Source organism: Rouxiella badensis, from assembly GCF_026967515.2.
Classification (GTDB): domain Bacteria; phylum Pseudomonadota; class Gammaproteobacteria; order Enterobacterales; family Enterobacteriaceae; genus Rouxiella; species Rouxiella badensis.
In genome coordinates, this window is record NZ_CP114062.1 from 3,007,473 (window position 1) to 3,021,299 (window position 13,827).

The following is a 13,827-nucleotide window of genomic DNA, read 5'->3' on the forward strand; positions in this document are numbered from 1 at the left end:
TTAACAGGTAAAGTTATGCAAAAAGCGGTTCTGATTACCGGTTGTTCGAGTGGAATTGGCCTTGCTGCCGCTCAGTATCTCCGCAATCGCGGATATCGCGTACTCGCGGCATGCCGTAAAGCGCAGGATATCGACAACCTGCGCCAGCTAGGTTTTGAAACTATCGAACTGGACCTCGACGACAAGCACAGCGTCGCACGCGCGGCTGCCGAGGTGATTGAACTCACCGGAAATCGTCTATATGCGCTGTTCAACAATGCCGGATACGGCGTTTATGGCTCACTGCACACCGCGAGCCGCGAACAGTTTGAACAGCAGTTTTCGACCAATGTTTTCGGGACCCACCAGCTAACCCAGCTGCTGCTTCCGGCGATGTTGGCACACGCAGAGGGCCGTATTATTCAAACCAGCTCGGTGCTGGGTCTGGTCACGACGCCGAACCGCGGGGTGTATGCGGCCAGCAAATATGCGCTCGAGGCCTGGTCAGATACGCTCCGAATGGAGCTGCACGGCACGGGCATTCATGTCAGCCTGATTGAGCCGGGTCCACTGCACAGCAACTTTACACTGAACGTTAAACAGACGCAGTCGGACAAGCCGATTATTAATCCGAGTCTGGCTGACAAATTTACGCTGGGTGCAGAGGCAGTGTTGCCAAAATTACGCCATGCTTTAGAGAGTACACGGCCGAAATTACGCTATCCGGTTACCTTGATTACTCACGCGGTTGTAGTGGCGCGCCGCCTGTTACCCGCCCGTTTGCTGGACAGGCTGCTCAGGGGAAATAGTTGATACCCCGTCTTGAACAACCCTAAATCGCCCCCATTTAGCTACTAAACGGAACGGACGAGAGAGAAAAGAATTCATGCTTGCACAACCTTTATCAATAGATATTACCGAATCCAATCTTCACCAAACGCTGGAGCAGTCAATGACTGTGCCAGTGATGTTTTATTTCTGGTCTGAACGCAGCCAGCATTGCCTAATCCTCGGCCCTATCCTTGAAAAACTGGCCGCAGAGTACGCGGGTCAGTTCATTCTCGCCAAGGTAGACTGCGACGCGCAGCAGGCTATCGCCGGACAGTTCGGTCTGCGTTCAATTCCTGCCGTCTACCTCTTCCAGGATGGTCAGCCGGTCGATGGTTTCCAGGGCCCACAGCCTGAAGAAGTCATTCGCGAGCTATTGAGCAAAGTTCTGCCTAAAGAAGAAGAGATCAAAACCGCACAGGCTATCGAGCTCATGCAGCAAGGTAAGGTGATCGACGCCCTGCCTCTGTTGAAAGACGCCTGGCAACTCAGCAATCAGCGGAGCGACATTGGCCTTTCACTGGCCGAGGCCCAGATTCTGCTTAACCGCAGTGAAGACGCAGAAGCGGTGCTGGCGACCATTCCACTGCAGGACCGCGATACCCATTATCAGGGGCTAGTCGCGCAGATTGACCTGCTGAAACAGGCCGCTGACACCCCAGAGATCCAGCAACTTCAGCAGCAGATCGAGAAAGATCCGCAGAACGTCGATTTGGCCGTTCAGCTTGCGTTGCAGTTGCATCAGGTTGGCCGCAATGAAGAGGCGCTCGAGCTGTTGCTTGGCCATCTGAAGAAAGACCTGGCTGCCGGTAATGGCGCGGCGCGTAAAACGCTGATGGATATTTTGGCCGCCCTCGGCACCGGTGATGCATTAGCCGCAAAATATCGTCGCCAGCTTTACTCACTGCTTTACTAGTCCCACCTGTCTACTCCTGATAATGCCTTACTGCACGCTGTGTTTCCCTCTCTCGACTACAGCGTGCAGTTTCTGGGATACGTCTCCCGTCATACGCCTCCTCTCTGAACTATCCTTTAATCATTACCGCTTTGTCTAAATATGCGATGATTTACCCGCAGCGGCAGTTTGCCCGCTGGCACAGGGAAACGGTTTACCCGACATTTCGGGATATCTCATTACAGGAGTTTCACCATGCTGACTTTTATACCCGTTGTGGTCATTTTTGCGCTGATCGTGGTATTTGCAGGGGTCAAAATTGTGCCTCAGGGTTTTCAATGGACGGTTGAACGCTTTGGTCGCTACACCAAAACCCTGATGCCAGGCCTAACGCTGGTCGTGCCCTTCATGGACCGTATTGGTCGTAAAATCAACATGATGGAGCAAGTACTGGATATCCCTTCACAGGAGATAATCTCGCGCGACAACGCCAACGTCGCTATTGACGCCGTGTGCTTTATTCAGGTCATCGATCCTGCCCGCGCCGCGTATGAGGTCAGCAACCTTGAGCAGGCGATAGTTAATCTCACCATGACCAACTTTCGAACCGTGCTGGGCTCGATGGAGCTCGACGAAATCCTGTCGCAGCGCGACAACATCAACGCTCGCCTGCTGCATATTGTCGATGAGGCCACCAATCCCTGGGGTGTGAAAATCACCCGTATCGAAATTCGTGACGTTCGACCACCGGCCGAACTGGTTTCCGCGATGAATGCGCAGATGAAGGCTGAACGAACAAAACGTGCCGATATTCTTGAAGCCGAAGGGATCCGTCAGTCAGCGATCCTCCGCGCCGAAGGCGAAAAGCAGTCGCAGATCCTCAAGGCAGAAGGTGAACGCCAGTCGGCATTTTTACAGGCTGAAGCGCGTGAGCGTAGCGCCGAGGCAGAAGCCAAGGCAACGCAGATGGTGTCAGCGGCAATCGCGGCCGGTGATGTCCAGGCCATTAACTATTTTGTGGCACAGAAATACACTGAAGCACTGACCAAAATCGGGTCGGCTAACAATAGCAAAGTGATTATGATGCCGCTGGATGCCACCAGCCTGATGGGCTCGATTGGCGGTATCGCGGAATTGCTGAAAGAAACCAAAGGCGGAAAATAATGCTGCAGCAGTTGATGGCAAGTCCACATCTGTTCTGGTTATCGCTCGGGGGCCTGCTTCTGGCCGCCGAAATGCTCGGTGCCAGCGGTTATCTGCTGTGGAGCGGCGTGTCAGCCGCACTAGTCGGCGCGCTTATCTGGCTGGTGCCGCTGCCGTGGGAATGGCAAGGCGTGGCCTTCGCCGTGCTCACCGTCATTGCCGCCCTGCTTTGGGCCGCATGGCTTAAACGCAAAACCACGGTTAGAGAATCAAACGCCAGTCTTAACCAACGCGGTCAGCAGATGGTCGGTCTACACGGCCATTTGCTCGAGCAACCGGAGAATGGCTACAGCCGCATTCGCATCGGCGACAGCACCTGGCGGGTCAGCTGTGCGGACAGCCTGAATATCGGTGAAGAGGTCACCGTGACAGGCGTTGAAGGGAACACCTTACGCGTCATGCCCAGCCATTAATACCGTACTCGCGGAATAACCTATTTGTGGCAGCAGCCGCTCAGATTCTCAATGATTGGGCAGAATGCGCCGTCGTCACCCGGACAAGACTCCGCAAGCGCCAGCAGCCGCTGGCGCATTTCTTTTAATTCCTCGATGTGTCGCCCAATTTCCTGCGCTTTTTCTAGCGTTCGCGCTTTTACATCGGCACTGTGGCGCTGCGGATTATTGAACAGCGCGACTAACTCCTGGCACTCCTCCAGGGTAAATCCCACCTGACGTGCCTGTCGCAACAGCGTCAGTTCTTCAATCTGTTTGGGCGCATAACTGCGGTAGCCGTTTTCGCTGCGCATGGGTGCCGTGACCAGGCCCTTTTCCTCATAAAAGCGAATTGCTTTACTGGTTAAACCGGTTTTTTTTGCTACGTCGCTAATATTCATTTCGCCTCCTTGACCTTCACCTTGCTGGAAGGTTTATTGTATATCATGACGAGGAATTGACGACTTATTCACCTTAAACAGGGCACAAATCGCCCAGAGGAAATAATTATGGCTAACACCACCGTATTGGCCCTTGAGGGCTTATCCTGCGGTCACTGTGTGGCATCTACGCGCAAAGCGCTGGAAGCCGTTGCGGGGGCACAGCAGGTTGATGTGACAATCGACAAGGCCGTGATTACCGGCGAGGCAAGCAGCCAGAGCCTGATCGACGCCGTCGAGAACGCGGGTTATCACGCCAAGCTTCAGGCGGATGACGCGTCCCCAAAATCTGAGCCGCTGACTCTGCCTGAAATGTCTTTGCCGGAACGTCAGTCAGCGGCAACCCTTTCTGTTCCGGCATCCAACGAAACGACTCCCGCGGCAGACGACGACAGCGTTCAACTTCTGCTTAGCGGAATGAGCTGTGCCAGCTGCGTATCGAAAGTGCAACAAGCCCTCGAGCGCGTTGATGGCGTCACCCGCGCCAATGTGAATCTGGCCGAGCGCAGCGCGCTGGTTCGGGGTGCGAAAAACACCCAGGCGCTGATAGATGCGGTTGAAAAGGCCGGATACGGCGCTGAAATTATTATCGATGAAACGCTGCGTCGCGAGCGGCAGCAGCAAACTGCACGCAGCAGTATGATTCGTTTTAGCTGGCAGGCAGCGCTGGGACTGGCGGCCGGTATTCCGTTAATGGCCTGGGGGCTGTTTGGCGGCGAGATGATGGTCACCGACGAGAATCGTAGCGGTTGGCTGGTCGTCGGGCTGCTCACACTGGCGATTATGATCATCGCAGGCGGCCATTTTTATCGCAGTGCCTGGAAAAGCCTCCTGCGCGGTAGCGCCAATATGGACACGCTGGTCTCGTTAGGCACCGCGGCAGCCTGGATTTTCTCGTTTCTGGTCACTCTATGGCCAGACTCTTTCCCCATGCAGGCGCGCCACCTCTATTACGAGGCAGCAGTCATGATAATCGGCCTGATCAATCTGGGTCATGCGCTGGAGCAGCGCGGCCGTCAGCGTTCGTCAAAGGCGCTTGAGCGCCTGCTCGACCTCACGCCACCAACCGCACGGGTAATGACCGACAAGGGTGAAAAAACGCTGCCGCTGGCAGACGTACAGCAGGGGATGCTGTTACGCCTGACTACGGGCGATCGTGTGCCGGTTGACGGTGAGATTCATCAGGGTGAAGCCTGGTTTGACGAGGCAATGCTGACCGGCGAACCTATTGCGCAGCACCGCACTCCCGGTGAGAAAATCAGCGCGGGTACCCAGGTGCAAGACGGCAGCGTGCAGTTTATTGCTCGTGCCGTAGGTGGACAAACTCAGCTGTCGCGAATTATCAACCTGGTGCGCGAGGCCCAGAGCAGTAAGCCGCAAATCGGCAAACTGGCGGACCGAATTTCGGCAGTCTTTGTTCCGACAGTGGTGCTCATTGCGCTGCTCAGTGGCGCAGTCTGGTTCTTCTTCGGCCCGCAGCCGCAGCTGATGTATACGCTGGTTATCGTAACAACGGTCCTTATCATCGCCTGTCCTTGTGCTCTGGGGCTGGCAACACCGATGTCGATTACTGCGGGCGTAGGCCGCGCCGCCGAGTTTGGTGTGCTGGTAAAAGACGCTGATGCGCTACAAAAGGCCAGTTCGCTGACCACGCTGGTGTTCGATAAAACCGGCACGCTTACCGAAGGTAAACCTCAGGTTATCGACGTTCATCTGTTTAATGCTAACGAGCAGCAGCAGGCGCTGAGGCTAGCCGCTTCGCTTGAGCAGGGGTCTCATCACCCGCTCGCCCAAGCAATTGCCGAGAAAGCGGCCGGTATGGCTCTTTCACCGGTTACCGATTTCCGAACTCACGGCGGGCTCGGGGTCAGTGGGAATCTTGGCGCTACCGCCCTGCTGCTCGGTAACCGGGAACTGCTCGAACAACATCAGGTAGATTGCCATGAAGCCGATGCGCTGCTGGCGAAACAGGCTGCCGAAGGTTTTACGCCAGTGCTGCTGGCCGCCAACGGCAAGGTTGTGGCGTTGTTCTCGATACGCGATTCCCTACGCGAAGACAGCATCGATGCGCTGCGTCGCCTGCATCGTGCGGGGTATAAGCTGGTGATGCTGACCGGCGATAATCCTGTTACCGCCAACGCCATTGCGAGACTCGCTGGAATCGATGACGTTATTGCAGGCGTCAGGCCCGAGGGCAAGGCCGAAGCCATCAAGACGCTTCAGGCCCGCGGTGAGCAGGTGGCGATGGTTGGTGACGGTATCAACGATGCACCGGCCCTGGCACAGGCAGACGTGGGGATTGCCATGGGCGGCGGCAGCGACGTGGCGATTGAAACCGCCGCTATTACGCTGATGCGCCCTAGCCTGCACGGCGTTGCCGATGCGCTGGCGTTGTCCAAAGGCACGCTGCGCAATATGAAGCAGAACCTGATGGGGGCATTTGTTTACAACGTGATTGGTATTCCGATTGCCGCCGGGGTGCTGTTCCCGCTGACGGGCACGCTGCTCAGCCCGATTGTTGCCGGTGCAGCGATGGCGCTGTCATCGATTACTGTCGTAGCCAACGCCAACCGACTGCTGCATTTCAGACCCGATAACACCCCATCTATTAAGTAAATGTGCGATAGAGAGTTTTCCCCCTGTTCCTAATTGCGCGCAGGCGATAGCATGAAAAGCAATTGGAATAGGGAGACTATGAATGATACGGGAACTTGTAATTCGCCTGGCTCGCTGGACCGGGCTGCTTTCTCCCACGCAATACCCATATCCTGCTATCGATATTACGCTGCCGGGTGGGCGCAACTTTCATCTGGTGGGCAGTATCCACATGGGGACACAAGACATGTCTCCGCTGCCGAAACAACTGATTCGAAAGGTGGCGCAGGCCGATGCGCTGATTGTCGAAGCCGACATCAGCGGCAATGAATCGCCGTTCGGCGAACCCGCCCCGCTGCCACCGCTGGTGGAACGCATCGACGAGCAGCAGTATCAACATATCGAGCGGCTGTGCGATGAGCTGGGCGTGCCAATGTATTCTCTCATTGCCCTGCCGTGCTGGCAGATAGCGTTAATGTTACAGGCAACACAGGCGCAGCGTTTAGGGCTACGCGGAGAGTACGGCATCGACTTTCAGCTGCTGACCTATGCAAAAACTCATGCAAAGAGAGTCATTGAGCTGGAAGGGGCAGAGCAGCAGCTCGAATTGCTACATCAATTACCTGAAGGCGGGCGTAGCCTGCTTGATGACACTCTTACCCACTGGCACACTAATGCCAGACTCTTGCAAACCATGATCAGCTGGTGGCTGGACAGCCGTCCGTCTGTTGGCATCGAGCAGCTCCCCGCCACCTTTGGTAACGTGCTTTACGATGTGCTTATGCATCAACGTAATCAGCGCTGGAAGCGACTGCTGGAAAATATGCCCGCAGGAAACTACGTCGTCGCCGTCGGCGCGCTGCATCTTTATGGCGAAGGTAACCTTCCCAACCTGCTGAATCAGAAGAATTAAAAATGGAATTTGTTGCGGGATAAAACTCGGGATAAAAAAATGGCCAATATTTCTATTGGCCAGTCAAAGAGGAATTTCATTTTTATTAATTATCGCGGCAACATGGCATTCTTGAGGAATCCATGCCGGCGCGCGTAGGTTAGCAACGTGTTTGACATCTGGCAACACTCAAAATGATTAAAAACCGCACAGAACGATTGATTTTCGTACTTTAGTCTTTAGTATCAAAAGATTGAGCAAAGTGATTATTTTTTTACGTAATCAAGTCGCCGCCTGTGAAAAGCCGACTTTGTTAAATGGAAAAGAGAAATGACACCCGCCGTAAAACTTTTGGAAAAAAATAAAATCAGCTTCACGCTGCATGCCTACGAGCACAGCAGCGATGAAACCAATTTTGGCGATGAAGCGGTAAAGAAATTGGGGCTAGATGCCGCCCAGGTTTACAAAACGCTGCTGGTGGCCTTAAACGGTGAGGCTAAAAACCTGGCCGTTGCCGTTACGCCAGTCGCGGCGCAACTCGATCTCAAGAAGGTTGCCAAAGCGTTGGGTGCCAAAAAGGCCGACATGGCCGATCCCCAGCTGGCTCAGCGTGTAACCGGTTATCTCGTCGGTGGGATCAGTCCTTTGGGGCAGAAAAAACTGCTGCCGACGGTTATCGACAGTCCGGCTCAACAGTTTTCGACTATTTTTGTCTCCGGGGGCAAACGTGGCCTCGATCTTGAGCTCTCGGCAGCGGATTTGTGTCAATTATTAAACGGGCGCTTCGCCGATATCGCTAAACGAGATTGACGGCAATACGCTGAATTCACCCTGCAAATATATAATAATGAGCCTCCAATGACAGATAGCATAGAATCCAAAATCCCTCCAAAGGAGAGTGCGTTAAAAGGCACCGCCTTCAAGGTGTTGACCGCCATCAGCGTCTCACATCTGCTTAACGACATGCTCCAGTCGCTGATTCTGGCGATTTATCCCCTGCTGCAAAAAGAGTTCACTCTGAGTTTTACGCAGATAGGCATGATAACCCTGACCTACCAGGTAACCGCCTCGCTGCTTCAGCCGTTAATTGGTCATTACACCGACAAGCATCCGAAGCCCTACTCCCTGCCGGTGGGCATGGGCTTTACGCTTGCAGGTCTACTGCTGCTGGCGGTCGCGCAAAGCTTTGGCGTGATCCTCATCGCCGCCGCGCTGGTAGGTACCGGTTCTTCGGTGTTTCATCCCGAGTCTTCGCGGGTGGCACGTATGGCCTCAGGCGGGCGTCACGGTCTGGCACAGTCGCTGTTTCAGGTCGGCGGTAACTTCGGCAGCGCCCTGGGGCCACTGCTGGCCGCGGTTATCATCGCACCTTATGGAAAAGGTAATGTAGCCTGGTTCTCTCTGGCCGCGCTGCTGGGTATGGTCGTGCTGTTACAGGTCAGCCGCTGGTATAGCCACCAGCAACAGCTGGCGAAGAAGCGTGGACCAGCACCGGTCGCCGTGAGTCTCTTGCCAAAACGTACCGTCGTGAAGTCACTGACTATTCTGTTGGTGCTGGTTTTCTCGAAGTATTTCTATCTGACCAGTCTGAGCAGTTATTACACCTTCTATTTGATTCACAAGTTTGGCGTTTCCATTCAGGAGGCGCAGTTCCACCTGTTCGCCTTCCTGCTGGCAGTCGCGGCGGGCACGATTCTTGGCGGTCCGATTGGCGACAAGATTGGTCGTAAATACGTGATTTGGGTGTCTATCCTCGGTGTTGCGCCCTTCACTCTGCTGCTGCCACACGCCAACTTGCTGTGGACCAGCGTTCTGAGTGTGATTATAGGGGTGATTCTGGCCTCGGCATTTTCGGCGATTCTGGTCTACGCACAGGAGCTTATTCCGGGCAAGGTCGGCATGGTTTCCGGATTGTTCTTCGGTCTGGCGTTTGGGATGGGCGGTCTGGGGGCGGCGGTATTAGGCTACGTGGCCGATAAAACCAGCATTGAGCTGGTGTATCAAATTTGCGCATTCCTGCCGCTTTTAGGGATATTGACCGCGTTCCTGCCGAATCTCGAACGTAAATCTACGTAAAGACCCGCTCTATGTCATTTCATTAGGCTGATATTGCACTTTTTCTATCGCAAGATAACGTGCTTTATCAGCCTTTTTCACCTTAATGTAATACAAACATTCCCTTCATAAGGTTTTATCAGTATCCCTCGCATTTATCTTATTTTTAAAATTAATTTCTCACCTAAAATTAATTTTTTAACTTAAACTGAAAACACCAGGTTCACGCTGTTCCGTGCATAACGAGAGGGAATCTTGATGCATAATTCCACCCCATTGATTACGACAATTGTTGGCGGGCTGGTTCTCGCCTTTCTTCTCGGCATGCTGGCCAATCGTCTACGTATTTCGCCGCTAGTCGGCTATCTCGCCGCCGGGGTATTGGCGGGTCCTTTTACTCCCGGTTTTGTTGCAGATACCTCACTGGCTCCCGAACTCGCCGAGATAGGCGTTATCCTGCTGATGTTTGGCGTCGGGCTGCATTTCTCCCTTAAAGATCTGTTAGCGGTAAAGTCTATCGCTATTCCCGGAGCCATCGCTCAGATTGCCGTGGCGACGCTGTTGGGGATGGGCCTTTCGCACTTTCTCGGCTGGGATCTGACCAGTGGGCTGGTATTTGGCCTCTGCCTCTCGACCGCCAGTACGGTAGTACTGCTGCGCGCACTGGAAGAGCGGCAACTAATAGACAGTCAACGCGGTCAAATCGCCATCGGCTGGTTGATAGTTGAAGATTTGGCGATGGTGTTGACGCTAGTCCTGCTCCCCGCCATCAGCAATATGATGGGCAATCAGCACGTCAGTTTCGGCCAGCTGTTTACTGAATTAGCCATCACGCTTGGCAAAGTGGTCGCCTTTATTATTCTAATGATTGTTGTCGGTCGTCGTCTGGTGCCCTGGATACTGGCAAAATCCGCTAGCACGGGTTCGCGTGAGCTCTTTACGCTGGCGGTTCTGGCGCTGGCTCTCGGTATTGCCTTTGGCGCGGTAGAGTTCTTTGATGCCTCGTTTGCGCTGGGTGCCTTCTTTGCAGGTATGGTACTTAACGGATCCGAGCTGAGCCAGCGTGCAGCACATGACACCCTGCCACTGCGTGATGCATTTGCAGTGTTATTTTTTGTCTCGGTCGGCATGCTGTTCGACCCGATGATCCTGATTCATGAACCGCTGGCCGTGCTGGCAACGCTGGCGATTATCCTGTTTGGCAAGTCTGCGGCCGCCTTCCTGCTGGTGAAAATGTTTGGCCATTCGCAGCGCACGGCATTAACGATTTCCGTGAGTCTGGCGCAAATCGGCGAGTTTGCCTTTATCCTTGCCGGGTTGGGCATCTCGTTAGGCATGCTGTCTGAACACGCGCGTAACCTGGTTCTCGCGGGTTCAATTCTCTCCATAATGCTTAATCCGCTGCTGTTTTCCCTCCTGGAAAGCTATCTCGCCAAAACCGAGGTCATTGAGGATCAAAGTCTTGAGGAAATCGTGGAAGACGAAGCACAGACGCCGGTCGCATTCTGCGATCATGCCTTGATTGTGGGCTACGGACGCGTCGGCAGTCTGCTGGGTGCCAAGCTCATACAGCAGGGGATCCCGCTGGTGGTGATTGAAAATTCCCGACCACGCGTAGAGGCGCTGCGCGAACAGGGCATCAGTGCGGTACTCGGCAATGCGGCTAATCAGGAAATTATGACGCTAGCCGGTCTGGAATGTGCCCGCTGGCTGCTGCTAACCATTCCAAACGGCTATGAGTCTGGGGAAATCATCGCCTCGGCGCGGGCCAAACGCCCGACCATCGAGATAATCGCCCGCGCGCACTACGATGATGAAGTGACCTACATCATGGCACGCGGGGCGGACAAGGTCGTGATGGGCGAGCGCGAGATAGCCAACAATATGCTCGACTCGATCAACATCGGGATGGCGATGCCGCCCAGAGCCGAAGGTTGCACGATTTGACGACTAACCTAGGTTCGGTGTCCAGAGCTGACATAAGTCAGTGATTCGGGCGCGCGAAAGAAGCCAACGCCGCTACGGTGTTCAGGGCGACGAGGATTTTTAGTACTCCCAGTAAGACTCTTCGAGACTGTCCTCTCTTTCAGGCAAACCTCGCGTCAGGCGCGGAGAGTGTTGGTTCAGCACCTGATAGCTTACGCGGTTGGCGTATTTACAGACCTGCGCCAATGACGAATAGGTCAGATAGTCGCGCGCGTGTTTGCTGGAGTTTGGTACCGACATACGATGGAAACCGTTGGCGGCAATGTCGTGCAGCAGCGCTGAAAGCGCGCCATCGCCTGCCCCGTTGGTGTTCATGATTTTCTCGGGTCCGCCCATATAAGGCGCAATATGGGAGAAAATCTTCAGCGGTTGGGTGCAGCTTTCACGACGCATCGCGCGGCTAAATTCATACTGGTTAAACTCGGCGATTGCACCCGGCAACAGCGGATGATTGGTGGCACGCTTGAAGGCCTCTTCGGTGTAGCTGCCCATATAAAGCCCGCTCGGACCTGCAGTACACAGCACCAAATCGGCCCACTCCAGCGCCTGATTGACCGCCATCAGCGGATCCCCCAAGCCGGTCAGCGCGCAGGCCTCATCTTCGTTCATCGCCAGAATGGTCACATTTTCACGGATAAATTCGCGCCAACCTTCGGGATCGTCGGCGATGACGTACTGCGTGCCGAGAGTTAACACCACCGGAACCTGGTACTTCTTCGCATACTTGATCGCCTGCCTTGTTGCTTCAGGCATAGGATCACCCGCTTCGCCGCGCAGCAGGTAAGAAGTCAGCACCAGTGCCGAAGCACCGGCTATTACCTCTTCAGGAATGCTCTCAGGACGCAACTGATTCATGTGCCCCGGGCTGATAGCAAAGGTGCGTTCACCGCTTTCATTGATCAACGTAAAACAGCGACCAATCGCGCCATCGACGCCCTGCAAGTAGTCAAGATCGGTACGGCTAGAGGTATTGCACAGGTAGCGATAAGCGTAGCTGCCAATCTTCACGTTGCTGCACATCACGCCAAGCAGCACAGAGCGGTCGTCGGCCAGCACCGAATAGTTGTGCAGCGTGTTACCGATGGTGCCACCGGCAAACTGATGGGTAATCAGAGACTGACTAACCAACTCCTGATACAGGCGCTCGGCGCTGTCGTCGTCGATCAGGCTCGACTGCCCCGCGACGAGGCCGTAACGCGCGATGACCTCGTCATCAACCCGGGCTTCAATATCCACCAGCGTCTGATCGATGCCTACGATGTAAGAAGCATTGGCCTCTGGCTCGGTATGCATATTTTTCTGCACCGACTCATGCAACATGGAGTCACGCAGCAGGGGATCGCGGGCGCTAACGGGGAAATAGTGTTTGGATTTACGTTTACCGGGAAATTTCATGAAGTTTGGGCACGGGCAGTGAGACAGACGCGAATGTTATCACACGAAAACAATGGATTCAGGAGAGTTATTATCCGGATGGCGTGCGCGTCAGCCGGATAATCGAGTCTGGCAGGATTAGAAGTGTTGCGTAACCAGTTGCTGCATCATGTCGATATGATCGTTACGATCGTTAAGCGCTTCAATGTACTCAAACTTTTCACCACCGGCGTGCAGGAACAGCTCGCGGTTCTCACCGTTTATCTCCTCGATGGTCTCAAGACAGTCGGCGGAGAATCCCGGGCAGATAACCTGAATATGTTTCACGCCCTGTCCCGGCAGGCTTTCCATCGTTTCATCTGTGTACGGCGTTAACCAAGGCTCACGGCCAAAGCGTGACTGGAAGGTCAGCATGATTTTCCCGGCGGGCAGCTGCAGCGCCGTAGTCAGCGCCTGCGTGGTTGCCTGACAGCGCTGCTGATAGTCGTCGCCCAGCGTCACGAAACGTTTAGGAATACCGTGGAAAGACAGCACCAGGCGGTCCGGTTCGCCGTGTTTCTCAAAGGATTCCAGAATACTGGCCTTTAGCGCGGCGATGTAGGCCGGATGCTCAGCGTAATCGCGGATAAAACTGACAGAAGGCAGGCGACGCTGCTCCTTAAGCACGCGCGCTACGCCGTCAAATACCGAGGCACTGGTCGAACAGGAATATTGTGGATAAAGCGGCAATACCACCATTTTAGTCACACCGCGCTCTATCAGGCGGCCAATGCCATCTTCGAGGCTTGGTTTGCCATAGCTCATCGCCAGCTCAACCGGGGTATCCGGGAAACGTGCTGCCAGCGCCTTTTGCTGACGCAGGCTGTAGACCATCAGCGGCGAACCTTCGTCCATCCATACCGATTTATACAGTTTGGCTACGCGCGGTGAACGGAACGGCAGGATAACGCCTTGCAGTATCGGCCACCAAATCAGTCGATTGGTATCAACAACGCGAATATCACTTAAAAACTCAGCCAGAAAACGTTTTACCGCGGGGGTGGTTGGAGCTTCCGGGGTTCCTAGGTTGACCAGTAACACACCGAATTTCGTCTGCATCATGCTGAATTCCCTAAATAATATTGCTAATTTTTTAACACAGGGCAAGTG

12 protein-coding genes are annotated in these 13,827 nt (G+C 54.4%); 9 read left to right on the top strand and 3 right to left on the bottom strand.

The window, feature by feature from the left end; genetic code table 11:
* The first annotated feature begins 15 nt into the window (after window positions 1-15).
* The 4 genes from O1V65_RS13940 (at window position 16) to O1V65_RS13955 (ending at window position 3,318) form a co-directional block, all read left to right on the top strand.
* The gene (locus O1V65_RS13940) at window positions 16-792 is read left to right on the top strand and encodes an SDR family oxidoreductase (protein ID WP_269129817.1); all 777 of its coding nucleotides are present in this window, start codon (window positions 16-18) and stop codon (window positions 790-792) included.
* Between the two features lie 73 nt (window positions 793-865).
* Window positions 866-1,723, top strand: a complete 858-nt coding sequence (locus O1V65_RS13945; protein ID WP_269129818.1) for a thioredoxin family protein — start codon at window positions 866-868, stop codon at window positions 1,721-1,723.
* A 234-nt stretch (window positions 1,724-1,957) separates the two neighbouring features.
* Window positions 1,958-2,866: an SPFH domain-containing protein gene (locus O1V65_RS13950; protein ID WP_084911915.1), complete on the top strand. Its 909-nt coding sequence runs from the start codon at window positions 1,958-1,960 to the stop codon at window positions 2,864-2,866.
* Complete coding sequence (locus O1V65_RS13955; RefSeq protein ID WP_269129819.1) at window positions 2,866-3,318, top strand: NfeD family protein; 453 nt, start codon at window positions 2,866-2,868, stop codon at window positions 3,316-3,318. Before O1V65_RS13950 ends, O1V65_RS13955 begins: the two co-directional genes overlap by 1 nt.
* A gap of 20 nt (window positions 3,319-3,338) precedes the next feature.
* Here O1V65_RS13955 and cueR read toward each other — a convergent pair whose 3' ends face one another.
* On the bottom strand, window positions 3,339-3,737 hold the full coding sequence (gene cueR, locus O1V65_RS13960) for a Cu(I)-responsive transcriptional regulator (RefSeq protein WP_017492656.1): 399 nt from the start codon (window positions 3,735-3,737) through the stop codon (window positions 3,339-3,341).
* A 108-nt stretch (window positions 3,738-3,845) separates the two neighbouring features.
* Between cueR and copA the strand changes: the two genes are divergently transcribed.
* From copA to ybaL, 5 genes are all read left to right on the top strand, one after another.
* Window positions 3,846-6,392 carry a copper-exporting P-type ATPase CopA gene (copA, locus tag O1V65_RS13965; protein ID WP_269129820.1) on the top strand — a complete coding sequence of 849 codons (2,547 nt, stop codon included), beginning with the start codon at window positions 3,846-3,848 and terminating at the stop codon, window positions 6,390-6,392.
* Between the two features lie 82 nt (window positions 6,393-6,474).
* Window positions 6,475-7,284: a TraB/GumN family protein gene (locus O1V65_RS13970; RefSeq protein WP_017492658.1), complete on the top strand. Its 810-nt coding sequence runs from the start codon at window positions 6,475-6,477 to the stop codon at window positions 7,282-7,284.
* A 309-nt stretch (window positions 7,285-7,593) separates the two neighbouring features.
* Window positions 7,594-8,073, top strand: coding sequence for a Cys-tRNA(Pro)/Cys-tRNA(Cys) deacylase YbaK (gene ybaK, locus O1V65_RS13975; protein ID WP_084911923.1), 480 nt, complete (start codon window positions 7,594-7,596; stop codon window positions 8,071-8,073).
* 48 nt (window positions 8,074-8,121) lie between these two features.
* On the top strand, window positions 8,122-9,339 hold the full coding sequence (locus O1V65_RS13980; RefSeq protein WP_084911925.1) for an MFS transporter: 1,218 nt from the start codon (window positions 8,122-8,124) through the stop codon (window positions 9,337-9,339).
* 237 nt (window positions 9,340-9,576) lie between these two features.
* Window positions 9,577-11,265 carry a YbaL family putative K(+) efflux transporter gene (gene ybaL, locus O1V65_RS13985; RefSeq protein WP_084911928.1) on the top strand — a complete coding sequence of 563 codons (1,689 nt, stop codon included), beginning with the start codon at window positions 9,577-9,579 and terminating at the stop codon, window positions 11,263-11,265.
* Between the two features lie 99 nt (window positions 11,266-11,364).
* Here the strand turns inward: ybaL and O1V65_RS13990 are convergent, their stop codons facing one another.
* Both O1V65_RS13990 and hemH read right to left on the bottom strand, forming a co-directional pair.
* Window positions 11,365-12,699, bottom strand: a complete 1,335-nt coding sequence (locus O1V65_RS13990) for an inosine/guanosine kinase (RefSeq protein ID WP_017492303.1) — start codon at window positions 12,697-12,699, stop codon at window positions 11,365-11,367.
* A gap of 117 nt (window positions 12,700-12,816) precedes the next feature.
* Complete coding sequence (hemH, locus tag O1V65_RS13995) at window positions 12,817-13,779, bottom strand: ferrochelatase (RefSeq protein ID WP_017492302.1); 963 nt, start codon at window positions 13,777-13,779, stop codon at window positions 12,817-12,819.
* Window positions 13,780-13,827 lie beyond the last annotated feature (48 nt).